This is a genomic window from Sphaerisporangium rhizosphaerae (assembly GCF_042665155.1).
GTDB classification, from domain to species: Bacteria; Actinomycetota; Actinomycetes; order Streptosporangiales; family Streptosporangiaceae; genus Sphaerisporangium; species Sphaerisporangium rhizosphaerae.
This window is the reverse complement of the sequence record NZ_JBHTCG010000001.1, coordinates 343,625-365,065: the sequence shown is the minus strand read 5'-3', so window position 1 is coordinate 365,065 and position 21,441 is coordinate 343,625. Positions and strand designations below refer to the sequence as shown.

General features: G+C 72.3%; 17 protein-coding genes. 9 read left to right on the top strand and 8 right to left on the bottom strand.

Annotation, left to right across the window (positions count from 1 at the left end):
• Window positions 1-32 precede the first annotated feature (32 nt).
• The 3 genes from ACFQSB_RS01525 to rpsT all read right to left on the bottom strand — a co-directional run bounded on the left by ACFQSB_RS01525 (window position 33) and on the right by rpsT (window position 6,637).
• Entirely contained in the window at window positions 33-2,732 is a 2,700-nt protein-coding gene (locus tag ACFQSB_RS01525; protein ID WP_380823852.1) for an FtsX-like permease family protein, read from the bottom strand.
• The gene (locus ACFQSB_RS01520; protein WP_380823851.1) at window positions 2,729-6,049 is read right to left on the bottom strand and encodes an ABC transporter permease; all 3,321 of its coding nucleotides are present in this window, start codon (window positions 6,047-6,049) and stop codon (window positions 2,729-2,731) included. Before ACFQSB_RS01520 ends, ACFQSB_RS01525 begins: the two co-directional genes overlap by 4 nt.
• Window positions 6,050-6,364: 315 nt before the next feature.
• Entirely contained in the window at window positions 6,365-6,637 is a 273-nt protein-coding gene (gene rpsT / locus ACFQSB_RS01515) for a 30S ribosomal protein S20 (RefSeq protein ID WP_380823850.1), read from the bottom strand.
• Between the two features lie 369 nt (window positions 6,638-7,006).
• Between rpsT and lepA the strand changes: the two genes are divergently transcribed.
• Together lepA and hemW are read left to right on the top strand one after the other, a co-directional pair.
• Window positions 7,007-8,839 (top strand): translation elongation factor 4, encoded by a 1,833-nt coding sequence (gene lepA, locus ACFQSB_RS01510; protein ID WP_380823849.1) that lies wholly within the window; start codon window positions 7,007-7,009, stop codon window positions 8,837-8,839.
• A gap of 174 nt (window positions 8,840-9,013) precedes the next feature.
• Entirely contained in the window at window positions 9,014-10,231 is a 1,218-nt protein-coding gene (gene hemW, locus ACFQSB_RS01505; protein ID WP_380823848.1) for a radical SAM family heme chaperone HemW, read from the top strand.
• Window positions 10,232-10,302: 71 nt separating this feature from the next.
• Here the strand turns inward: hemW and ACFQSB_RS01500 are convergent, their stop codons facing one another.
• From ACFQSB_RS01500 to ACFQSB_RS01490, 3 genes are read right to left on the bottom strand one after another with little or no spacing between them, the layout of a single operon-like run.
• Complete coding sequence (locus ACFQSB_RS01500) at window positions 10,303-11,235, bottom strand: DUF4870 domain-containing protein (RefSeq protein WP_380823847.1); 933 nt, start codon at window positions 11,233-11,235, stop codon at window positions 10,303-10,305.
• Window positions 11,232-12,056: a DUF3097 domain-containing protein gene (locus ACFQSB_RS01495; protein WP_380823846.1), complete on the bottom strand. Its 825-nt coding sequence runs from the start codon at window positions 12,054-12,056 to the stop codon at window positions 11,232-11,234. Before ACFQSB_RS01495 ends, ACFQSB_RS01500 begins: the two co-directional genes overlap by 4 nt.
• 21 nt (window positions 12,057-12,077) lie before the next feature.
• Window positions 12,078-13,088, bottom strand: a complete 1,011-nt coding sequence (locus ACFQSB_RS01490) for a hypothetical protein (RefSeq protein ID WP_380823845.1) — start codon at window positions 13,086-13,088, stop codon at window positions 12,078-12,080.
• Window positions 13,089-13,363: 275 nt separating this feature from the next.
• On the opposite strand from ACFQSB_RS01490, the gene hrcA reads away from it, so the two are divergent.
• From hrcA to ACFQSB_RS01475, 3 genes are read left to right on the top strand one after another with little or no spacing between them, the layout of a single operon-like run.
• Window positions 13,364-14,374, top strand: coding sequence for a heat-inducible transcriptional repressor HrcA (gene hrcA / locus ACFQSB_RS01485; protein ID WP_354835049.1), 1,011 nt, complete (start codon window positions 13,364-13,366; stop codon window positions 14,372-14,374).
• A complete protein-coding gene (gene dnaJ, locus ACFQSB_RS01480; protein ID WP_354835047.1) occupies window positions 14,375-15,514 on the top strand; it encodes a molecular chaperone DnaJ in 1,140 nt (379 codons plus the stop codon).
• Window positions 15,511-16,236 carry a 16S rRNA (uracil(1498)-N(3))-methyltransferase gene (locus tag ACFQSB_RS01475; protein WP_380823844.1) on the top strand — a complete coding sequence of 242 codons (726 nt, stop codon included), beginning with the start codon at window positions 15,511-15,513 and terminating at the stop codon, window positions 16,234-16,236. Before dnaJ ends, ACFQSB_RS01475 begins: the two co-directional genes overlap by 4 nt.
• A gap of 191 nt (window positions 16,237-16,427) precedes the next feature.
• Here the strand turns inward: ACFQSB_RS01475 and ACFQSB_RS01470 are convergent, their stop codons facing one another.
• Window positions 16,428-17,153 carry a hypothetical protein gene (locus ACFQSB_RS01470; protein WP_380823843.1) on the bottom strand — a complete coding sequence of 242 codons (726 nt, stop codon included), beginning with the start codon at window positions 17,151-17,153 and terminating at the stop codon, window positions 16,428-16,430.
• A complete protein-coding gene (locus ACFQSB_RS01465; RefSeq protein WP_354835444.1) occupies window positions 17,150-17,629 on the bottom strand; it encodes a SigE family RNA polymerase sigma factor in 480 nt (159 codons plus the stop codon). Before ACFQSB_RS01465 ends, ACFQSB_RS01470 begins: the two co-directional genes overlap by 4 nt.
• Before the next feature lie 273 nt (window positions 17,630-17,902).
• Here ACFQSB_RS01465 and ACFQSB_RS01460 point away from each other — a divergent pair, with 273 nt between their 5' ends.
• The 4 genes from ACFQSB_RS01460 to ACFQSB_RS01445 all read left to right on the top strand — a co-directional run bounded on the left by ACFQSB_RS01460 (window position 17,903) and on the right by ACFQSB_RS01445 (window position 21,248).
• The gene (locus ACFQSB_RS01460; protein ID WP_354915359.1) at window positions 17,903-18,247 is read left to right on the top strand and encodes a histidine triad nucleotide-binding protein; all 345 of its coding nucleotides are present in this window, start codon (window positions 17,903-17,905) and stop codon (window positions 18,245-18,247) included.
• A gap of 123 nt (window positions 18,248-18,370) precedes the next feature.
• Entirely contained in the window at window positions 18,371-19,447 is a 1,077-nt protein-coding gene (locus ACFQSB_RS01455) for a PhoH family protein (protein WP_380823842.1), read from the top strand.
• Window positions 19,448-19,455: 8 nt separating this feature from the next.
• Complete coding sequence (gene ybeY, locus ACFQSB_RS01450; protein ID WP_354835039.1) at window positions 19,456-19,935, top strand: rRNA maturation RNase YbeY; 480 nt, start codon at window positions 19,456-19,458, stop codon at window positions 19,933-19,935.
• Complete coding sequence (locus ACFQSB_RS01445) at window positions 19,932-21,248, top strand: hemolysin family protein (protein ID WP_380823841.1); 1,317 nt, start codon at window positions 19,932-19,934, stop codon at window positions 21,246-21,248. Before ybeY ends, ACFQSB_RS01445 begins: the two co-directional genes overlap by 4 nt.
• Window positions 21,249-21,441: the final 193 nt, after the last annotated feature.

Here is a 21,441-nt window from a genome sequence, read left to right as displayed (position 1 = left end):
TGCCTCCCCGGTGGGCGGTGTCGGTGTGGCGGTCATTCGCCCACTCGCAGGGCCGAGCCGAGGGAGCGGTGGGCGCCGAACCTCGCGTGCAGGAACGCGCCCAGCACGGACACGGCGGCCAGTCCGGCGGCGAGCAGGACGGGTGTGGTGGGGCTGAGCCGGTAGTCGCCGACGGTCAGGGCGCCGGCGTAGGCGCTGAGGTCGATGGCCGGCCCGAGCGCGGAGGGCAGCGCGAGGCCGAGCAGCAGCCCGGCGCATGCGGTGAGCAGGATCAACGGGGTGATCTCCAGGACGGTCAGGGCGGACGCCTGGCGTTCGGACAGGCCGAGGGTGCGCAGGTAGGAAAGGGCGCGGGCCCGCTCGGCGGCGCCGATCACCAGCGCGATGATGACGGTGAGCAGCGCGTACACGGCCAGGGCGGCGGTCACGACGCGGAAGCTGGTCATGATCGTGCCGGCGAGCGGCGTCGCGGTGACCTTGCGCAGCGACTCGTCGAAGGTGGACACCAGGATGTCGCGACGGTTGCCCGTGGCCGCTTTCAGCTTGGCGCCGTCGATGTCCTGGCCGGCGATGAGCAGCATGGTGGTGAAGGTGCGGAACCCGGCCCGCTTCGAGGCGTCGTAGGGCACCACGATCAGGTTGTTCACCGTGAAGCTCACGCCGGGGAGCCCTTCGCGGATGACGCCCGCCTTGGTGAGCTTCATGCGGACATGCCAGCCGATCTCGAAGGAGCTCATGCCGGCCAGGTCGGGTGAGACGAGGGCGGGGATGGTGGCGCCGGGCAGGCCGGGCGCGGCGTGCGGGGGGTCCAGCGGGCTCCCGGCCAGGATGCGCCGGTAGGCGTCGAGGTCGACGGCCACGACGGTCGCCGTCCTGCCGCCGAGGCCGACCTGGGCGATGCCCTTGTCCGCGGGGAGGATCTCCTTAACGCCGGGCACGCGGCGGACCCGTTCGACGACGTCGGCGGGCAGTTCGGCGGACGCCTCCACCCGGGCGGCGGCCCCGGTGGCCTGCCAGGCGGCCAGCCGCTGCGTCTGCTCCAGCGCGCCGCCGACGACCGCTCCGTACACCGAGACGGTCAGCGCGGGCAGCAGGATCAGCACGGGCAGCGAGGTGACCGATCTGGCGCGGGCCGCCAGGGTCAGCCCGACGAACGGGACGGCGGAGCGCGCGCGGGCGGCGGCCCAGACGATCAGCCGTAGTGGGTAGGGGTAGCAGCGCAGCGTGATGAGGGCGGCGGCGACGGTGAGCGCGGCGGGCACGAGCATGAGGAACGGGTCGGCGCCCTGCCGCAGCGTCTGGGTGGTGAGCCCGCGGGTGCGCAGCAGGTAGGCGCCGGCCAGGGCGAGCACGACCACCACGACCTCGAGGGCGATCCGGCGCGGGGACGGGCGGCGCGCGACCACGTCGTCGCGGCGGTCCTCGATCGGACTGCGGTGGCCGGCGGCCAGGCGGGCGGCGGTGAACGCGATCGTGACCAGGGTGATCAGCAGCGGGCCGAGGTGCACGATCGGCGTGGCGGGACCGGGGAAGGCGAACGTCAGGCAGTAGCCGGCCAGCACCGAGGGGACCAGCGCCAGGCTGACGGCGCCGGTGCCGGTGAGGACGATCTGGCGCAGCGACGCGCCGCGGGCCCGGGCCAGGGTGAGGCCGCTCCGCATGCGTTCGGCCAGCAGTTGCACGGCCAGGGCCAGAACGCCGACGGCCACCGTGATCAGGCCGCCCAGGATGAGGAACATGAGCGTCTGCGCGGTGCTGAGCCGGTCGAGGAACTTTCCGAGGACCTGCGGCAGCGCAGTGTCCAGGTCGTAGGGGGCGATGCGGATCTGCGGGTCGTAGGCGATGGGCCCGTTGGCGTCGGTGACGATCGTCCGCAGGTACGCGCCGATGCCGTCGATCACCGGAGCGGCGTTGCGGGCGGTGAGCGCCCTGTTCTGGACGCCGAGGACCCACAGGTACCTCAGCGCCCGGGCCTCGCCGCTCAGCTTGGCCAGCGACTGCGGGCTGGTCAGGCCGGTGATGTAGAGCTCTTCGGCGTCCAAGTTGGGCTGGCGCAGGACGGTCACGGTCAGCAGGTCGTTGTTGTGCTGCCAGTAGCGGTCGCGGGGGTTCAGGGCCTGGTACAGCCCGGTGACCCGTGCCAGCGAGGGACGGCTGTTGCCCAGGATGAGCGTGGCGCCGATCGGGATGCCCATCTTGTCGGAGGCCTGCTTGGACAGGGCGATCTCGAAGAGCGTGACGTCGGTGAGCTCCGGGCGGCCGGGGACGCGGGCGAGGGTGACCGGGGCCCCGGGCGGCGCGCCCGCCACGTACCGGATCCGCCGGTCGGCGCCGGACAGCCAGGCCATGTCGACGTACTGGTACGGGCGTGCACCGCCTTCGAGGCGGCCCGCGACCGGGGTGCCGATGGTCTTGGCCCCGTAGTGGCTGTCGGCGCCGGGCCCGTGGTCCATGACCTGCGCCACCGGGGCGGGCAGCAGGCCGCGGAAGTGCCGGTCGCCCGCGGCGAAGGCGTTTTCGGTGCCGAGCGCGCTGGTGCTGGGCGCCCGCACCTCGACGGTGACGTCGGTGAGGCTGGCCGCGGTGTCGTCCAGGACGCCGTGCAGGGCGTCGTCGTAGGACCGCTCGAACGCCCGGGGCAGCGCGCACACCAGCAGCGTCGCGCTCAGCGCCAGCAGCGCCAGTACGGTCGCGGCGCCCCGGTGGACCCTGAGGAGAAGCAGCGGGTTCATCGGTCCTCTCCGATCCGCAGTGCCCGGCCGAGACCCTGCCGGCGGAGCGAGCGGGCGAGACCGCCCACGATGGCGAACAGCAGCGCGGCGACCACGGCGAGCAGGGCGGCGGTGGCCGGCCAGGGGATGTCGAGCAGCACCGACGGGGTCACCGAGACCGCCTGCCCGGTCAGCACGATGTGCGGGACGACCAGGCTCGCGACGGCGATGGCCAGCACCGTGCCGCCCGCGAGCGACAGCCCGATGAGGAAGGTCTGCTCGACGGCCAGCAGGCCGAAGATCTGCCGGAAGCTCATGCCGAGGGCGCGCAGGATCGCGAACTCGGCCGTCCGCTCCCGCGCCGCCACGGCGGCGTTGACCAGGAAGCCGAGCACGGCGAAGATCAGCGCGGCGACGAAGCCGAGGATGAGGGCGCCTTGCAGGCCGCTGGCGAGCGGGTCGTCCCTCAGCCGCTGGGTCAGCGAGCCGAGGTCCACCACGGTCTGGTCCCATTCGGGGTGGTGGGCCAGTTGGGTCGCCGCCGCGGCGGTGTCGCCGTCTCGGGTGGCCATCCACCACTCTCCGGCCGCGCGCGGCACCCGGGCGGCGAAGACGTCCCTGGTGAGCATGGTCGGCAGGTCGGCGAGGATGGCGGGCGTCCCCGCCGGCGTGCCCGGCATCGACGCGACGATGGCCGCCACCTGGACCTTCAGCTGCTCGCCCTCCATGTTGATGGTGGCGGTCCTGCCTTCGGTGAGGTTCTGGGCGGAGGCGAGGTCGGCGGTGAGCACGACCGGGACCGGCCGGAAGATCGCTCCTGCGGAGCCGTCCAGGTGCGGGGCCAGGTCGGCGGCGGGTAGCGCGGCGGGCGCGGCGACGACGGCCAGGTGCTCGGGGTCGCTCTGCCGGGGTGGCTTCTGCGCCTTGGGCGCGGGGACGGCGAGCGAGAGCAGCGCCGGGCCGCCGGTGGCGGTGATCTTGGAGGCGTCGACGTGGCCTTCCCCGCGTAGGACGGGGCCCCACCGCAGCGCCTCGGGCAGGATCACCGGGGCGCCGGTGTCGGTCCGCGCGCCCGAGAGCGTCAGCGTGAGCCCGCTGCCGCTTGCGGGCACCGGCACGTCCATGAGGAAACCGCGCAGGTGCAGCGGGTAACTGAGAGCGCCCGTCCGCCCGGCCAGGGCGGCGAGGTCGACGGTGACGGGGTGGGAACGGCCGTCGGCGGGCAGCGGCCCGATCTGGACCTCGCGGTGGGCGCCGAGCGCGTCCGACAGCAGCACCTGGATCCGCAGCCCGTCGTACCCGGCCCGGTCGGCGGGCACGTCCACGCCGAACCGCGCGGTCATCGACAGGCTTTTGGGCGTGCCGGGCAGCGGCAGGCCGGGCGCCGCGGGCCGTCCGGCGGTCAGGCGCGCGGCGATCGTCCGTACGGAGGCGGAGGACAGGTCGGGACGCAGCATGAGCAGGCGTTCCAGCTTGGCCGCGTCGGCGGCGAGCAGCGTGGGGTTGGCGCCGGAGAAGGAGGTGACCCCCCGGTACACCGGGCTGATGGCCCTCACCCCGGCCAGCCCGCCGTAGGTGGCCCCGCGGCCGAGCGGCCCGAGCTCGGGGGCCTCCACCGGGCCGGACACGCGCAGGTCCGCGGCGGCCTGGTGGCGGGCCTGGTCCCGCTGGGAGGTCCGCCAGGTGGCGGCGGTGGCCATCGAGACCACGCCGATCGCCACCGCCATGGTCAGCAGCAGGGCGGGCCCGGAGTAGCGCAGCGGACGGCGGCTCACCTGCCAGGCGCCGAGCGCGGGCGCCAGACCGGGACGCCGCGAGGTGAACCGTTCGGCGAGCCGGGAGACGCGCGGCACCAGCCGCAGGCCGAGCATCCCGCCGCACAGCAGGGCCAGCGCCGGGCCGGTGACGATCAGCGGGTCGATGCCGAGGTCGCCGCCGGTGGTGGCGGTCACCGGGGCGCCGTAGTGCTGGAGCTGCCAGATCGCGAGCGCGGCGATCGCGAGCAGCGCGATGTCGCCGCCGGCCCGCTCCAGCAGTCCCTGCCGCTCGCCCCGGCCGCGTACCGCCTGCTCCTCGACGTAGGTCCGGCGGGCGCCGCGCAGTGCGGGAAGGGCGAGCAGCACGGCGCAGGCCAGCGCGACGCCGGCCGCGATCGCGAAGGTGGCGGCGTCCGGCCGGGGGGTGATGCGCACCCCGGCCGCCTGGATCCACGGGATCGCGTTGACCAGGCTCAGCAGCGCGGGCGCGAGGAACGGCGCGACGACGGCGCAGGGGACGGCGACCAGCAGTGCCTCGGCGCCGGTGAGGACGGTCAGGCGCAGGCTGCCCGCGCCGCGCGAGCGCAGCAGCGCCATCTCCATGCGCCGGTGGTCGGCCAGCAGCCGCGCGGTCAGCACCAGCGCGTACGCGGCGAGCAGGAGCAGTTGCAGCACCGGCACGAGCATGGTCGAGCGGGCGACCAGCGCGGCCTGGTCGAGCTGGGTGAGCATGTCGGGCAGCCGGGTGAAGGTCGTGCAGGCCCGGCAGTCCCGCTGGAGGTCCTCGCCGACGGCGGACACCGAGGCGGCGAACGGCCGCAGGCGCTCGGGCGGCAGCCGGCGCAGGTCGGGCACCGAGGTCCAGGTGGCGGCGATGCTGGTGGCGGTGAACCTGGCCAGGAAGGTCGCACGCGGGACCATCAGGGGGCCGTAGGTCGTGTAGTTGCCCCGGTCGGTGCCCTTGCGGAGCAGGTCCTCGCCGTTCCAGCGGTCGGAGTAGGGGTCCTGGAGCTGGAAGACCCCGGTCACCTTCGCGCGCACGGGCTTGTGGTCCAGCCGGCCGACGACGGTGAACCCGCTTCCGGCGGTCAGGTTCATCGCCTGGGCGGCGGGCTCGGACAGCGCGACCTCCACCGTCCCGGTCTCCGAGGGACGAGGCCAGGCGCCGGTGACCAGCCGGGCGGACCGTTCGATGCCGTCGTAGACGCCGAACCGGGTCAGATCGGGCTGCCGGCGCCGCTCCTGCCCGGGCATGGCGTAGGAGTCGGAGCGGGCGCTGAAGGTCAGGCGCTGCGGGACCTCGGCGCCGCCGTCCCGCACGCGCGCGGCCAGCCGGTCGCGCACCGACCGGTCGATCCGCTGGTAGGTCGCCTGCTGGACGGGCGCGGTGACGCGGATCGCGGTGAGGTCAGGGGAGGCCGTCTCCATCGCCCGGCGCACGCCGACCTGCGCGATGGAGGAGGCGTACATGGTGAGCGCGACCAGCGTGGTGGTGGCCAGCAGGATCGAGCCGAACGCCGCCAGCAACAGGAGCGGCTCACTGAAGGCACGCCGCAGCACCAAAGGTGTCCGCCCCCGCATGAAGCCCGCCTTCCACCTGCGCCGTTCGCGTCTTATGCACCTTACGAGCGGTTTTGTGGGGTAAGGGCTATGGGGAAGGGAAGGTGACGGACCCGATATCACCTGGCAACGGCCGTGTTATACCGAAATCGGGACAATCCCAGGTGTAACGCTGGCGGACGGCGGTTGGCCCGTGCCGCGGGCGGCGTACACCTAGGAGGTACACGCACGGCGGAGGGCGGGCATGCCAAAACGCCGCGTCCTATCTGGACACGGCGTTGTGGGATGCCCGTACGTGCGGGACTGCCTGATCGCTCGGGCGGACGCCCGAGCGGATCACTCGGCGGTCTGCAGAGCGGCGACGCGCTTGGCGATGGCGGACTTGCGGTTGGCCGCCTGGTTCTTGTGGATGACGCCCTTGCTGACAGCCTTGTCGAGCTGACGCGAGGCGGCGCGCATGAGGACGAGCGCGTCCTCGGCTTTGCCCTGCTCGGCGGCCTCGCGGAACTTGCGGACCGCCGTCTTCAGGGAGGACTTGACGGCCTTGTTGCGCAGCCGGGCCTTCTCGTTCTGCCGGTTGCGCTTGATCTGGGACTTGATGTTCGCCACGAAGAAGCCTCGGTGAAAGTCGGTGGATGGGGCGCGCGGGCAGAGAGGGCGCGCCACACGCAGGTGAACAGGTTACCAACATGCCGTGGCCGCCCTCAAATCGACAGACCATGGCATACGCCTGCGCCGTCATCCTAGCGCAGTGACGAGCTCGACGGTCTTGGTGCCCGGTAAACTGGAGGGCGAAGCGCGGCACCGACACGCCCGCGTGGCCGGCGGGCCCATTCGGCCGGCGGCTCCGGGCGTGTGTTGCCGCGCATCTGCTGTCCGGGTGACGCTGCCTGGGTGACCACCCGGGCGTGCCACCATGGGTGGCGGCTGGCCCGCCAGCCTCCCGATCCATCGTCAATCCTGCCGAAACGGACCCCGGTGCGCATCCACCCTGGCCAGACCGACCCCGCGTTGATCCGCAACTTCTGCATCATCGCGCACATCGACCATGGCAAGTCGACGCTTGCCGACCGGATGCTGCAGCTGACCGGTGTGGTCGACGCCCGGCAGATGCGCGCGCAGTACCTCGACCGCATGGACATCGAGCGCGAGCGCGGCATCACCATCAAGTCGCAGGCCGTCCGGCTGCCCTGGGACGGGCACGTGCTCAACATGATCGACACGCCCGGCCACGTCGACTTCACCTACGAGGTGTCGCGGTCGCTGGAGGCGTGCGAGGGGGCGGTGCTGCTGGTCGACGCCGCGCAGGGCATCGAGGCCCAGACGCTGGCCAACCTCTACCTGGCGATGAACGCCGACCTGCACATCATCCCGGTGCTCAACAAGATCGACCTGCCGGCCGCCCAGCCGGACAAGTACGCAGAGGAGCTGGCGGGCCTCATCGGCTGCGACCCCTCGGACGTGCTGCGGGTGTCGGGCAAGACCGGCGAGGGCGTCCGCGAGCTGCTCGACCACGTCGTCGCGCACGTGCCGGCCCCCGTCGGCGACGCCGCCGCCCCGGCCCGGGCGCTGATCTTCGACTCGGTGTACGACACCTACCGCGGCGTGGTCACCTACGTCCGGGTCATCGACGGGCAGCTCTCCAAGCGCGAGCGCACGATCATGATGTCCACCGGGGCGGCGCACGAGACGCTGGAGATCGGCGTCATCTCGCCCGAGCCGGTGCCCTCCACGTCGCTCGGCGTCGGCGAGGTCGGCTACCTGATCACCGGCGTGAAGGACGTCCGGCAGGCCCGCGTCGGCGACACCGTCACCACCACCGCGCGCCCGGCGCAGGAGGCCCTCGGCGGGTACGAGCACCCGAGGCCCATGGTGTACTCCGGTCTTTACCCCATCGACGGCGACGACTACCCCGAGCTGCGCGAGGCCCTGGACAAGCTGCGGCTCAACGACGCGGCGCTGGTGTACGAGCCCGAGACCTCCGCGGCCCTGGGCTTCGGGTTCCGCTGCGGCTTCCTCGGCCTGCTCCACATGGAGATCGTCCGCGAGCGGCTGGAGCGCGAGTTCAACCTCTCGCTGATCTCCACCGCCCCCAACGTCATCTACCGGGTGATCATGGAGGACGGCAAGGAGAACGTCGTCACCAACCCCTCCGAGTTCCCGGCCGGCAAGATCGCCGAGATCTACGAGCCGGTGGTGAAGGCCACGCTGCTCTCGCCCGCCGACCACATCGGCGCGATCATGGAGCTCTGCCAGAGCCGCCGCGGATCCCTGCTCGGCATGGACTACCTCTCGGAGGACCGCGTCGAGATCCGCTACACCCTGCCGCTCGGCGAGATCATCTTCGACTTCTTCGACCAGCTCAAGTCGCGCACCCGCGGATACGCCTCGCTCGACTACGAGCCCTCCGGCGAGCAGGAGGCCGACCTGGTCAAGGTCGACATCCTGCTCCAGGGCGAGGCGGTCGACGCCTTCAGCGCCATCGTCCACCGCGAGAAGGCCTACGCCTACGGCGTCGAGATGGCCAAGAAGCTCAAGGACCTCATCCCGCGCCAGCAGTTCGAGGTGCCCATCCAGGCCGCGATCGGCGCCCGCGTGATCGCCCGTGAGAACATCCGCGCCATCCGCAAGGACGTTCTCGCCAAGTGCTACGGCGGTGACATCAGCCGTAAGCGCAAGCTGCTGGAGAAGCAGAAGGAAGGCAAGAAGCGCATGAAGATGGTGGGCCGCGTCGAGGTCCCCCAGGAAGCGTTCGTCGCCGCCCTTTCCACCGAGAGCGGCAGCGCCGCCGACAAGGCCGCCAAGAAGTGACCTCCGCCCCGCCGCCCACCGCGAGGGGCGACGGGGCGGCCTTTTCCCAGAGCCCCGCGGTTGTCCACAGGCAGCGGCCGGCAGGCCGGACATCGGGGACATCTCCCCTGCGTCGTCCGTGACCTGTCCACAGGCGGTGCGGGGGCACGCCTCCGCGGGCGGCAGACTGGGGGCGTGCCTTCCGTACCTCTCGACGGCGACGCCGTTCCCACCTCGGGTGAGCTGCCCGCCGAAGCCCTGAAGGGCCTCGGCTCGCGGCCCTTCGGCTTCTACGTCCACGTGCCGTTCTGCGCCACCCGCTGCGGCTACTGCGACTTCAACACCTACACCGCGGCCGAGCTCGGCCCAGGGGCCTCGCGCGCCGACTACGCGGCCACCGCGATCGAGGAGATCCGGCTGGCCCGCAGGGTCCTGGGTGAGGCCGAGCTCGCGGTGGAGACCGTCTTCTTCGGCGGCGGCACGCCGACGTTGCTGCCCGCCCGCGATCTCACCGAGATCCTCCGGGTGATCGACGGCGAGTTCGGGCTGGCGCCGGGCGCCGAGGTCACCACCGAGGCCAACCCCGAGTCGGTCGATCCCGCCTCCCTCGAGCGGCTGCGCGCCGGCGGGTTCACCCGCGTCAGCTTCGGCATGCAGAGCGCGGCCGAGCACGTGCTCACCGTCCTGGACCGGCGGCACACCCCCGGCCGCCCGGCCCAGGCCGTGCGCGAGGCCCGCGACGCCGGGTTCGCGCACGTCAACCTCGACCTCATCTACAGCACGCCGGGCGAGAGCGACGACGACTGGCGCGCGTCCCTGGCCGCGGCCATCGAGGCGCGGCCCGACCACGTCTCGGCGTACTCGCTGATCGTCGAGGACGGCACCCGCCTGGCCGCGCGCATCCGCAGGGGCGAACTGCCCATGCCCGATGACGACGTGGCCGCCGACCGTTACGTCATCGCCGACGAGATGCTGTCGCAGGCCGGCTTCTCGTGGTACGAGGTGTCCAACTGGGCCGCTTCCGAGCAGGCGCGCTGCCGCCACAACCTCCTCTACTGGACCGGCGGCGACTGGTGGGGTGTGGGTCCCGGCGCGCATGGTCACGTGGGCGGCACGCGCTGGTGGAACGTCAAACACCCGGCGGCCTACGCCTCCCGGCTGGCGGCGGGCGCATCGCCGGGTCACGCGCGCGAGGTGCTGTCACAGGACGACCAGAAGGTCGAGCGGCTGATGCTCGAACTGCGCCTCGACTCCGGCTTCCCCCTCGCCGAGATCGCGCCGCCCGCCCGCCCGGCCGTCGCCCGCGCCCTGGCGGACGGCCTGCTGCAACCCGGGCCCTTCACCCGCGGCCGAGCCGTGCTCACCCTCAAGGGCCGCCTGCTGGCCGACGCCCTCATCCGAGACCTCACCTGACCGGCGAGGGGCAGGCATGTGCACTGAAGGGCGACTCGGGGCCCAGCGGGCGATCAGCGGTTCGGTAGGAGTCAGCTGATGAAGCGGATGTTGACGGGGTAACGGTAGTTCTCGCCGCGGTTGGCCGCCACCGCCGCCATGATCATCAAGATCAGCGAGCCGATGCCGACGACGATCATCAGCAGTATTCCGATGATCACCAGAACCAGGACGGCGGAGACCGCGTAGGCGATGAAGAGCGTGATCTGGAAGTTCAGCGCCTCGGCCGCCTGGTCGCGGACGTAGGGCGACTCATCCTTCTTGACCAGGTACAGAATGAGCGGGCCGAGGAAGGAGGTCAGCAGGCCGAGCAGGTGGGCGAGCATCGCCAGGGTCGTGTCGTCCGACCCCGGGCGCGGCCCGAACCTGCCAGGGACGTGCGGCCCGCCCGGGTACCCCGCCGGCCCGTACCCCGGCTGTCCGTAGCCGGGCTGTCCGTAGCCGGCCTGCCCGTAACCAGGCTGTCCGTAACCGGACTGTCCGTAGCCGTGTTGCTCGTAACCGGATTGCTCGTATGCCGGCGCCTGGTAGGGCGGGGGTGGCGCGTACCCGTGCTCGGCGGCGCCGGCGTCCCGGTGCTCCGCGCCGTACCCGGCGGGCTCGTCGCGAGGGCGGTCGGCCGGCGTGGCGGAGGACACGATTCCAGACTCCTGGACGGGCGTGGCGGGCGGTTCGAAGGTGGGGGCTTCGGCGGGGGCGCCGGGAGCTTCGGACTCGCGGTCCTTGGCCGGTGGGGCGGTGGAGGACACCTCGCCGGCCTGGTCGGCGGGGGGCTCGAAGCCGGGTTGCCGGGGCGCGTCGGCGTCCGACGGGGCATCGGCGTGCCGGACGGTGGGCGGCTCGGGGTCCGGGTGGGGGGCCGGGGTGGTGGGGAGTTCGGAGTCGAGGGGGTCGGCCGGTGTGGTGGGGGGATCGGAGCGGGGGTGAGGGGCGTTGGTCTCGGGGTCGTTCGGAGGGTGGCTCATGGCGTCTCCTCGGTCGACACGAAGTCGATCAGCTCCTCTACCCGGCCCAGAAGCTCCGGCTCGAGGTCAGTGTAAGTCCGGACAGCGCCGAGAATGCGGCGCCAGGCCTCCGCCGGTTCCAGCCGCCAGCCCAGGGCCTCGATCACGCCTTCCTTCCACGGGATCCCGCGCGGGACCTCCGGCCAGGCGCGGATGCCGACGGCGGACGGCTTGACGGCGGCCCAGATGTCCACGAAGGGGTGCCCGACGACGAGCACGTGCGGAGAGGAGACCTGGGCGGCGATGCGGCTCTCCTTGGACCCGGGGACCAGATGGTCGACCAGCACGCCGAGGCGCCGTCCCGGGCCGGGCTCGAACTCGGCCACGATGGCGGGCAGGTCGTCCACGCCCTCGAGGTACTCGACGACGACGCCCTCCACCCGCAGGTCGTGGCCCCAGATCTTCTCCACGAGGGACGCGTCGTGCACGCCTTCGACGTAGATGCGGCTCTCGCGGGCGACACGCGCCCGCAGCCCCTCGACGGCGATCGACCCGGACGCGCTGCGGCCGGGCCCCGTGGACGCGGCCTCCGGCGCCGGGCGCACCAGCGTCACCGGCCTGCCCTCCAGCAGGAACGCGGCGGGCGCCAGCGGGAACACCCGCCGCCGCCCGAAGCGGTCCTCCAGGGTGACGGCCTCCTTGTCACAGGCCACCACGGCGCCGCAGAAGCCCCCCTCGGCGTCCTCCACCACGAGGTCGAGCTCGGCCGGGACCTTGGGGATCTTGCCGCGCAGCGGCCTCCGCCAGTCTCCGGCCAGCACGTCCCGTCCGTAGTCCCGCATACCTGGGCACGCTAGCAAAGATCATGCCTGTGGCGGTGCGCCCTGCGGCCACGCGCCGCCGTAGGGGGCTGCGGCCGCCGCCCGCCGCTTGCGGTTCCGGCCGCGCCGCACCAGGACGACGATCGTGGTGACGACCGCGAGCAGGAACCCGGCCAGCGGGATCAGGAACAGCGAGGCCACGCCTCCGGCGAGGGCGCCGGTGTCGGCGGTCAGCGACTTGCCGACCCCGAACAGCACCTGCTTGCCGGCCTCGGCCTGGCAGCTCACCTTGTAGGTGCCCGCGGCGGGCACGCCGATGTCGAACACGGCCTCCCACACCCGGCCGTCGGCGGACACCGTCTGGGACGCCTTGGGCGAGGTGAGATCGACCTTCTTGCCGGCGCCGTCCACGGCGAGGCAGTTGATGTCGGTGGGCCCGGACGCGGAGGCGTACAGGATGGGCTTGTCCGCGGGGTCCATGGGGACCGACACGCTGCCGCCGCTCTGGAAGGTCTGCGTGGGCGCCGCGTCGGTGATGGTCTTGAACAGGCCGCCGGCGAAACCCACGATGCCCACGACGCCGCAGATCACCGCGACGAGCCAGGCGAGCACGATCCACAGCACCCGCGGCCGCACCGGTCCGGGCGCGGCGGGCGCGGGGGAGGCGTAGAGCGGGTGCGCCGCCTCGGACGCGGGCCCGCCATAGGAGGGGCCCCCGTACGAAGGCGAAGGCCCGCCATAGGACGTCCCGCCGTAGGGAGGCCCGCCATGGGAGGGCCCGCCGTGCGAAGGACCGCCGTGCGAGGGGCCGCCTGGGACGCCGTACGGCCCGCCGGCGGGCGCGCCGTGGGGCGATGAGCCGGCGGGCGCGCCGTAGGGTGAGGGCCCGGCGGGAGCGCCGTACGGCGGGCCGCCGGAGGCGGGGCCGTGCGGGCCGGGGCCCGAGCCGGGCGGAGCGCTCTGCGGCGGGGGAGGCGTGACCTGCGGACCCGAAGAGTCCGGACGCGGCGGTCGCCTCGTCGCGTCGGTCAGGCGGGGATCGTTCTCGCTCATGAACCGAGTCTGGATCAGATGACTTGCCGGCGAATAGCAACCCACTTGTCACCGCCCGGGCATCCGGCCGCCCGGGCACGTGCTCCATTCGTCCGGTGGTGGAAAGAAGTCGGCGGATGGGCGGAGTGGGGCCGATTCGCGGGAGAGTGGGGAGGGTGGTGCGGTCTGAGTTATCGCACCCTGAGGCCCGTGGCCGTACACTTGGCACTCGGGAACACTGAGTGCCAGACCAGGCGTTTACGCAGGCACGAACGCGAGGCAGGGAGGTGAGCACGTTGCTCGATGAACGCAAGCTGGCCGTTCTGCGCGCCGTTGTCGAGGATTTCGTGTCCACCAACGAGCCGGTCGGGTCGAAGGCATTGGCGGAGCGTCACAATCTGGGGGTCTCGCCCGCCACCGTGCGCAACGACATGGCCGTGCTCGAGGAGCAGGGCTACATCACACAACCCCACACCAGCGCGGGGCGGGTCCCCACCGACAAGGGCTACCGGTTGTTCGTCGACCGGCTGTCCCAGATCAAGCCGCTGTCGGCCGCCGAGCGCCGTGCGATCGAGACGTTCCTGGCGGGCGCCGTCGATCTCGACGACGTCGTGACCCGCACCGTGCGGCTGCTGGCGCAGCTGACCCGCCAGGTGGCCGTGGTGCAGTACCCGTCGCTCATCCGCTCGACGGTCCGGCACGTCGAGCTGGTGCCGCTGGCCGAGCGGCGCATCATGCTCGTGGTGATCACCAACACCGGCCGTGTCGAGCAGCGGGTCGTCGACCTGCCGGACGTGGTGGCCGACGACCAGGTCGCCCACCTGCGGGCGTTGCTGAACGCCTGCCTCGACGGGTGCAGGCTCGGCCGGGTGGCCGAGACGGTCGCCGACCTTCCCGAACGGCTGCCCGAGGGCGACCGGCCGATGGCGACGACGATCCTGTCGGTCCTGCTGGAGACCCTGGTCGAGCGGCACGACGAGAAGATCGTCTTCGCCGGCGCGGCGAATCTCGCGGGCGACTTCAGCGTCGGCCTGCGCGAGGTGCTCGAGGCGCTGGAGGAGCAGGTCGTGCTCATGCGCCTGCTCGGCGAGGCGAACGACCACTCCGCCCTGACCGTGCGCATCGGCTCGGAGAACCCCTACTCCGGGCTTCACGGCACCTCGATCGTCGCCGCCGGGTACGGTTCGGGCGACAATGAACTGGCCCGGCTCGGAGTGCTGGGCCCGACGCGAATGGACTACCCGGTGACGATGGGAGCGGTGCGCGCAGTGGCACGCTATGTCGGCCAGATCCTGGCGGGATCCTAAGTGGCCCGCGACTATTACGGCATCCTCGGGGTGCGCCGTGACGCCACTCAGGACGAGATCAAGAAGGCGTATCGCCGCCTCGCACGTGAGCTCCACCCTGACATCAACCCCGATCCCGAGACGCAGGAGCGCTTCAAGGAGATCAATCAGGCGTACGAGGTCCTGTCGGACCCGAGCAAGCGCCAGATGTTCGATCTCGGCGCCGATCCCTTCGGCGGCGCCGGAGCGGCCGGCCCCGGCGCGGCGGGCTTCGGCGCGGGGTTCCCGTTCAGCGACATCATGGACGCCTTCTTCGGCGGCGGAGGCGGCGCGCGCGGCCCCCGTTCGCGGGCCAGGCGCGGGCGCAACGCCACCATCCGGGTCGAGCTCGACCTGGCCGAGTCGGCGTTCGGCACCACGCGCGAGCTGGTCGTGGACACCGCCGTGCTGTGCGAGGTGTGCCAGGGGTCGGGCGCGGCGGCCGGCACCCATCCCGACACCTGCGACATGTGCCACGGCCGCGGCGAGATCTCCCAGGTCACCCGGTCGTTCCTCGGCCAGGTGATGACCGCCAGGCCCTGCCCCCAGTGCGGCGGGTTCGGCTCGGTCATCCACCACCCGTGCCAGGAGTGCTCCGGCGACGGGCGGGTGCGCACCCGGCGCACGATCAAGGTCCGCATCCCGGCCGGCGTCGAGGACGGCACCCACATCCAGCTCGCCGGCGAGGGCGAGGTCGGCCCCGGCGGCGGCCCGCCCGGCGACCTGTTCCTCGAGATCGTCGAGCGCCCGCACGACACGTTCGAGCGGCGCGGCGACGACCTGCACTGCACGGTGCAGATCCCGATGACCGCGGCGGCGCTCGGCACGATCCTCACCGTGCAGACGCTCGACGGGGCCGAAGAGCTGGACGTGCGCCCCGGCACCCAGTCGGGTCAGGTCATCCCGCTGTACGGGCGGGGCATCCAGCGGCTCAACGAGACCGGCAGGGGCGACCTGCTGATCCACGTGAACGTCGAGACCCCCACCAAGCTGGACGCCGCCCAGGAGGAGCTGCTCAAGGAGCTGTCCAAGCTGCGTGGCGAAGAGCGCCCGCCGGGCAAGTTCGCGCCCGGCCAGCAGGGCTTCTTCTCACGCCTCCGGGACGCTTTTAACGGCCGATGAGCGTCCCGGTTTTCCTGGCCGACGACCTGTCCGGTGACGAGATCGTCCTCGGCGGCCCCGAGGGGCGGCACGCCGCCACCGTGCGGCGGCTGAGGGCGGGTGAAAGGGTTGATCTGACCGACGGCGCGGGCGCGGTGGCCGAGTGCGCCGTGCGCGACGCCGGGAAGGACTTTCTGCGGCTGGAGGTCGTCGGCCGCCGCGTGGTGCCCGCGCCCGACCCGCGCCTGGTCGTCGTCCAGGGGCTGCCGAAGGGCGATCGGGGCGAGCTGGCGGTCGAGATGATGACCGAGGCGGGCGTGGACGTCATCGTCCCGTGGGCCGCTGCCCGGTGCGTCACCCAGTGGAAGGGCGAGCGCGCCGCCAAGTCGCTGGCGCGCTGGCGCTCCACGGCCCGCGAGGCCGCCAAGCAGGCCCGGCGGTTCCACCTGCCCGAGGTCGCCGAGCAGGCGAGCACGGCCGAGGTGGCGGCACTGCTGCGCGGCGCCGCCGCGGCGGCCGTCCTGCACGAGGAGGCCGTCGTGCCGCTGTCGCGCCTGGAGCCGCCGGCGAGCGGCGACATGGTGGTGGTGGTCGGCCCCGAGGGCGGCATCACCGACGAGGAGATCAAGCGGTTCCAGGAGGTCGGCGCCGCCCCTGCCCTGCTCGGCCCGACCGTGCTGCGCACCTCGACCGCCGGCGTCGCCGCCGCGGCCGTCCTGCTCACCCGCTCAGGCCGCTGGTGAACTCTCCCGGACGCCGCCCCCGCTGACACCGCCCCCGCCGGCGAGAAGCACCCGCCCACAGGCGGCGCGGGCTCATCGAAAGCCCGGCTCGTCGAAAGCCCGGCTCACCAGAAGAGCCCTGCTCGTGAGGGCGTCGGCCTTGGACCGGCGCCGGGCCGGGAGGAGCCGCCGTGCCCTGGTCGGGACGGCGGCTACTCCTGGGAGGTGTTCGTGCTGCTGTCGGCCTCGGTGGTCATCAAGGGGGTGGCCGTGGGCGCCGGGGGGTCGCTGGGGGCCTGGGAGGCGGTCGGGGTCGGCTGCTCCACCGTCGGCCTCGGAGACGGCTTGGGGGTGGCCGAGGCGGTCCGCGTGGGCGTGGGCGTCGTGCTCTGGCGGCTCGGCGTGGGCCGCGGCTCGGTCGTCCGGTCGGGCTGCGACTCGGTGGCCGTGGGCTCCGCACAGGGCTGCGGCGAGTCCGACGCGTCCGGCTCCACGGCGGTGGGCGCGGCGGTGGCGCAGTCGTTGCCCGGCGACGCCGTCACCGAGGGCGAGGGGACCGCCGGCGCCGTCCCGCTGGGCGAGGCGGCCGGCCGCGACGTCGGCGAGCCGACGACCGCCGACGACGAGTGGACGCCGTTCGGCGGGCGTTGCGTGCTCGACTCGTCGGGAGGTGAGGTGTCGTACTGCACCTGGATGATGTGCTGGCCGGTGCCGATCTGGACCTTCAGGCCCGGCACGAACATCACCACGGCGGCGGCCACCAGGACGGCGCCGAACGCCGAGGCGGCGGCTCGCCACCAAAAGATGCCCCGCACGCCGCGCTGCTCGATGCGGGTGCGGATGATCTGCAATCCTTCCGCGGAGGGCACGACAGAATCCGCCTCCGCGCGCAAGACACGGCGCAGGACCTCGCCGTACTCGTCGGGGGACTCGGTCATGACAATTGCTCCAGTGTCGTGCGTAGTGCGGCCATGCCGCGGGCGGTGTGGCTCTTCACCGCGCCCTTGCTGATGCCCATGGCGTGCGCGATCTCGGCCTCGGAGAGGTCGCCGTAGTAACGCAGCACCAAGGCCTCGCGCTGCCTGGTCGGAAGACCGCGCAGTGCCTCGATCACGGCGGACCGCTCGAGCTCTCCTATGGCTCCGTTCTCCGCGCTCGGCGCGTCGGGCAGCCCCTTGGGGGCGTACTTCTCCACGACGGCACGGTGGCGGAGCACTGAGCGCGATCGGTTGACGACCGACTGGCGCAGGTAGGCGAGTGCCTTGTCGGTGTCGCGCAGGCGGCGCCACGCCCCATGGAGGGCGACGAACGCGTCCTGCACGACTTCCTCCGCGGTCGCGGTATCGCGCACCAACAGCATGGCGAGACGCACAAGAGACCGATAGTGGGCGCTGTAAAGCGCCGTCACGGCCATGTCGGCGTCCCATCCGACGGGCACCGCCCCCAGCGACCTTTCGGCCACGAGGGTCTCGGTGGTCACATCTGTTGGACGCACGGCCTTTCCAGAGGGTTTACGCTCTGGCGATTCTTTAGGGGGCATGACCCAGTTGTGTCCTCGCCGATGGCCTGGCCGACACTGACCGCTGTCTGACGCTGAAGTGTCGCACACCAACCCTAGCCGCGCGGATCTTTCCGCGGGACCTCCTCGGTATTACCGATTGGCAACAGAGGTGACTACCATGCGGGCGTGACAGACTGCCTGTTCTGCAAGATCGTGGCCAAGGAGATCCCCGCCGCGGTCGTCCACGAGACCGAGCGCACGCTGGCCTTCAGGGACGTCAATCCCCAGGCGCCGACGCACGTCCTGGTGATCCCCAAGGGGCATTACGAGAACGCCGCGGCGCTGGCCGCCGCCGACGACGGCTTGGCCGACGCGGTGCTGAAGGCCGCGCACGACGTCGCCGTGCAGGAGGGCGTGGCCGACACCGGGTACCGCCTGGTGTTCAACACCGGGCCACAGGCCGGTCAGACGGTGTTCCACGTGCACGGACACGTGCTGGGCGGCCGCGGCCTCCAGTGGCCACCGGGCTGAGCCCGGCCCGGATACCATGGGGTAATCAACCGCGCGGTCGGGACGCAGCACCGGGCCGAAAGCCGCACGAGCGCGACCGACGACGCACAAGACCGGGAGGCGAGCAGGCCGCAAGGGCCGCCCATGTCCGAGTCATACGAACCCCGCAGCGCGCCCAACGGCGCGCGGACCACAAGCGAACCGCCTCGAACCAAGGGCCCGTCGCGCACGCAGGCCAAGGTGGTGATCCCCGACGAGCACCCGATGGTGACCATCCTCGGTTCCCGCGACGAGCTGCTGCGGGTCATCGAGGCCGCGTTCCGCGCGGACGTCCACGTCCGCGGCAACGAGATCACGATCAGCGGAAGCCCTGAGGAGAGCGGCCTGGTCGTCCGCCTCTTCGAGGAGCTGGTCGAGCTGGCGCGATCGGGAGCGCAGCTCACCGCCGACGCCGTCGAGCGCAGCATCGCCATGCTGCGCATGAGCTCCGGCCGCCCCGCCGACGTCCTGTCGCTGGACATCCTGTCCTCGCGCGGGCGCACGATCCGGCCGAAGACCGTGAACCAGAAGCGGTACGTCGACGCGATCGACAAGCACACCGTCGTGTTCGGCATCGGGCCCGCGGGCACCGGCAAGACCTATCTGGCCATGGCCAAAGCGGTGAAGGCGCTGCAGAACAAGGACGTCAACCGCATCATCCTCACCCGGCCGGCGGTCGAGGCGGGCGAGCGGCTGGGCTTCCTGCCGGGCACGCTCTACGAGAAGATCGACCCCTACCTGCGCCCGCTCTACGACGCGCTGCACGACATGCTCGACCCCGACTCCATCCCGCGCCTGATGGCCGCGGGCACGATCGAGGTCGCCCCGCTCGCCTACATGCGCGGGCGCACGCTCAACGACGCGTTCATCATCCTGGACGAGGCGCAGAACACCTCGCCGGAGCAGATGAAGATGTTCCTCACCCGCCTGGGCTTCGGCGCCAAGATCGTCGTCACCGGCGACGTCACGCAGATCGACCTGCCCGGCGGGCAACAGAGCGGCCTGAAGGTCGTCCAGGATATCCTCGAAGGTATCCCGGACATCCATTTCTGCAGGCTGACGAGCGCGGACGTCGTGCGGCACAAGCTGGTGAGCGACATCATCGACGCCTACAGCCGCTACGACGAGGCCACCGCCGAGCCGGCCGACATCAAGGGCGCCAAGCGCCCGCGGGGGAGATAACGAACACCATGAGTATCGAGGTGGCCAACGAGTCGGGCGTCGAGGTCGACGAGTCCTCGCTCGTCGAGCTGGCCGGTCACGTGCTCGGCCGCATGGGCATCCATCCGCTGGCCGAGCTGTCCATCCTGGTCGTGGACGAGGCGGCGATGTCGCAGCTCCACGAGCAGTGGATGGGAGAGCCCGGGCCGACGGACGTCCTGGCGTTCCCGATGGACGAGCTTCGGCCGAACCCCGGCGGCTCGCGTCAGGACGTCGACGCCCCGCTCGACCCGGCGCTGCTGGGCGACGTGGTGCTGTGCCCGCAGGTCGCGGCCAAGCAGGCCGCGGACGCCGGTCACAGCACCCGTGAGGAGCTCGAGCTGCTCTGCACGCACGGCATCCTGCACCTTCTCGGGTACGACCACGCCGAGCCCGAGGAGCACGCCGAGATGTTCGGGCTCCAGGGCGAGTTGCTCGACGCGTGGCGGGAGGTGCGGCGGGAGCCGTGAGTTCCCCCAGCGGATGGCTGTTGTCGGCCATCCTTCTGATCTTCCTCGGTGGCCTGCTGGCCAGCGCGGAGACCGCTCTGGCGCGCATCTCGCGGGTGCGCGCTGAAGAGTTCGCGCGCAAGGGCCGCCGGGGGGCGCAGCGCCTTCAGGCGATCGTCGCCGACCCGCCCCGCTACCTCAACCTGCTGCTGCTGCTCCGGCTGAGCTGCGAGCTGATCGCCACGGTGATCGTGACGCTGCTGTGCATCGACTGGCTCGGCGACAAGGGCCAGGCGTACGCCGTGGCGGCCGGGGTCATGATCGTGATCAGCTACGTCATCGTGGGCGTCTCGCCGCGCACCCTCGGCCGGCAGCACGCCGAGCCGGTGGCGCTGGCGAGCGCGCCGATCGTGTACGGGCTGACGCGCATCTTCGGGCCGCTGCCCAAACTGCTGATCATGCTGGGCAACGCCCTCACCCCCGGAAAGGGCTTCCGCGAGGGCCCGTTCACCTCCGAGGCCGAGCTGCGCGACCTGGTCGACCTGGCCGAGGAGCGCCGGGTGATCGAGCCGGACGAGCGCCAGATGATCCACTCGGTGTTCGAGCTGGGGGACACCCTGGTCCGCGAGGTGATGGTGCCGCGCACCGACATGGTGTTCATCGAGCGCGGCAAGACCCTCGGCCAGGCCCTGTCGCTGGCGCTGCGCAGCGGCTTCTCACGCATCCCGGTGGTCGGCGAGAACGAGGACGACGTCGTCGGCATCGCCTACCTCAAGGACGTCGTCCGGCGGGTGCACGAGGCTTCGGCGGACGGCGACGCCGAGGGCGAGAAGATCGGCTCGCTGATGCGCCCGGCGACCTACGTGCCCGAGAGCAAGCCGATCGACGAGCTGATGCGCGAGATGCAGGCGCGCCAGATCCACCTGGCCATCGTGATCGACGAGTACGGCGGCACGGCCGGCCTGGTCACCATCGAGGACGTCCTGGAGGAGATCGTCGGTGAGATCGCCGACGAGTACGACCAGGAGGCGCCCCGGGTGGAGTGGCTGGAGGACGGCAGCGCCCGGGTGACGGCGCGGCTGCCGGTGGACGAGCTCGGCGAGCTGTTCGACATCGAGCTGGAGGCCGAGGACGTCGACACGGTGGGCGGCCTGCTGGCCCACGCCCTGGGCCGGGTGCCCATCGCCGGTTCGCAGGCGACGGTGGACGGGTTGAGCCTGACCGCCGAGAGCACGGCCGGCCGCCGCAACCGCATCAGCACGGTGGTCGTGCGCCGCGTGGTCCCCGTCGAGGGGGACCAGCCCGTCCCGGCCTCCGCCGACCACGAGTCCTGACCCGCGGCCCCGGTACGGCGCGGGCGCCGTACCGGGGCCGCGCGGCGGCGCACCGTGACACGTCCCCGGCCGGGCTGCCGTCCCACCTACCCGGCAGGGCACGCGGGGCGTACCGCCCGAGACGCCGAGGACAAGCGCACGGCCCGGGTTCCAGCGGCGCGCCCTGGCACGCGTCCGGTGCGGCGCGTGCGCC

Excerpts from the sequence above, each read along its gene's own strand:
- ACFQSB_RS01520 (WP_380823851.1), bottom strand. The coding sequence starts at position 6,049 with ATGCGGGGGCGGACACCTTTGGTGCTGCGGCGTGCCTTCAGTGAGCCG.
- ACFQSB_RS01495 (WP_380823846.1), bottom strand. The coding sequence starts at position 12,056 with ATGCGGGACTACGGACGGGACGTGCTGGCCGGAGACTGGCGGAGGCCG.
- ACFQSB_RS01500 (WP_380823847.1), bottom strand. The coding sequence starts at position 11,235 with ATGAGCCACCCTCCGAACGACCCCGAGACCAACGCCCCTCACCCCCGC.
- ACFQSB_RS01455 (WP_380823842.1), top strand. The coding sequence starts at position 18,371 with ATGTCCGAGTCATACGAACCCCGCAGCGCGCCCAACGGCGCGCGGACC.
- ACFQSB_RS01490 (WP_380823845.1), bottom strand. The coding sequence starts at position 13,088 with ATGAGCGAGAACGATCCCCGCCTGACCGACGCGACGAGGCGACCGCCG.
- ACFQSB_RS01475 (WP_380823844.1), top strand. The coding sequence starts at position 15,511 with ATGAGCGTCCCGGTTTTCCTGGCCGACGACCTGTCCGGTGACGAGATC.
- ACFQSB_RS01470 (WP_380823843.1), bottom strand. The coding sequence starts at position 17,153 with ATGACCGAGTCCCCCGACGAGTACGGCGAGGTCCTGCGCCGTGTCTTG.
- ACFQSB_RS01465 (WP_354835444.1), bottom strand. The coding sequence starts at position 17,629 with ATGGCCGTGACGGCGCTTTACAGCGCCCACTATCGGTCTCTTGTGCGT.
- ybeY (WP_354835039.1), top strand. The coding sequence starts at position 19,456 with ATGAGTATCGAGGTGGCCAACGAGTCGGGCGTCGAGGTCGACGAGTCC.
- ACFQSB_RS01525 (WP_380823852.1), bottom strand. The coding sequence starts at position 2,732 with ATGAACCCGCTGCTTCTCCTCAGGGTCCACCGGGGCGCCGCGACCGTA.